Source organism: Halorubrum sp. AD140 (assembly GCF_034497445.1).
In the GTDB taxonomy this organism is placed as follows: Archaea; Halobacteriota; Halobacteria; order Halobacteriales; family Haloferacaceae; genus Halorubrum.
Genome location: NZ_JAXRUU010000362.1, coordinates 1 through 1,006, shown reverse-complemented (window position 1 = coordinate 1,006; position 1,006 = coordinate 1). Strand labels below are relative to the sequence as shown.

General features: G+C 64.4%; 2 protein-coding genes. One reads left to right on the top strand and one right to left on the bottom strand.

Annotated elements, in window-relative coordinates:
• Positions 1–306, top strand: a 306-nt coding sequence (locus U4E84_RS18885) for a DUF502 domain-containing protein (RefSeq protein ID WP_322533576.1), incomplete at its 5' end; no start/stop codon positions are given.
• 57 nt (positions 307–363) lie between these two features.
• On the opposite strand, the gene U4E84_RS18880 is transcribed toward U4E84_RS18885, so the two are convergent.
• On the bottom strand, positions 364–1,006 hold a 643-nt coding region (locus U4E84_RS18880; RefSeq protein ID WP_322533575.1), incomplete at its 5' end, for an AI-2E family transporter.

The following is a 1,006-nucleotide window of genomic DNA, read 5'->3' as shown; positions in this document are numbered from 1 at the left end:
GTGGTCCTCGTGGAGTTTCCGAGAGAGGGATTGTACTCCGTCGCGTTCCAGACGTCACGTCCCCCGGAGATGATCGAGCAAGCGACCGAAGAGGACGAAATGATCACCGTGTTCTTGCCGATGGGGCCGAACCCGTTCATGGGCGGGTTCGTTCTTCACATGTCCGAAGATGAGGTGTACCGACTCGATCTCTCCGTCGAAGAGGGAGTCTCGTCGATCGTCTCCTTCGGGGTCGCCGTCGAGATAGACGACCATCCGCCCGACGTCCCCATCGACTTAGAAGAGGTGAGGAAAACAACTGACTGAGGCTGACAGACGGATTCCCGACGCCCCCGCCGCGTCGAGCCGGCGCATCCCGGGGGCTCAGAACTCGTCGATCCGGCGTTGGCCCTCGGGGATCGCGGGCCCGGGGTCCGGCTCGACCCCGAGCAGGCGCAACAGCGCGGTGTTCGCGAACGTCAGCGCCAACACGAGGATGATCGGCGCGAGGAACAGCCCGTGGAAGCCGAACACGACCGGGCCGAAGATGTACGCGAGCATGAGCAGCCCGACGTGGGTCGTCTCGCCGCTGAAGTACGGCCGGAGGACGATATCGGGGATGGTGTCGACGACCACGACCGTGACGACGAGGAACCCGGCGACGTAGACGAGCAACGAGAGGTCGCCGTCGAGCGCGATCGGTATCGACATCGCGGCCGCGATCGGGATGTAAACGATCTTCATCCCGATCACGGGGATCAGGCTGGCGACGCCGGTGAGCGCGCCCGCGAGCGTCGGGTACGGGATCTCGACCGCGGCGGGAGCGACCGCGTTGTACGCGAGGTAGGTGACGACGGCGATGATCGAGATGGCGATGACGTTGAGCAGGTTCCCGTACAGCACGGCCTCTAACTCGTCGTCGGCGGTCTCGAGGTACTCGCGGACGATGGCGTCGTCGTCGAACCTGAGGAGCCACTCGTGGAACCGAGAGCCGTCGATGAGCAGGTAGTACGTGACGACGACGGTG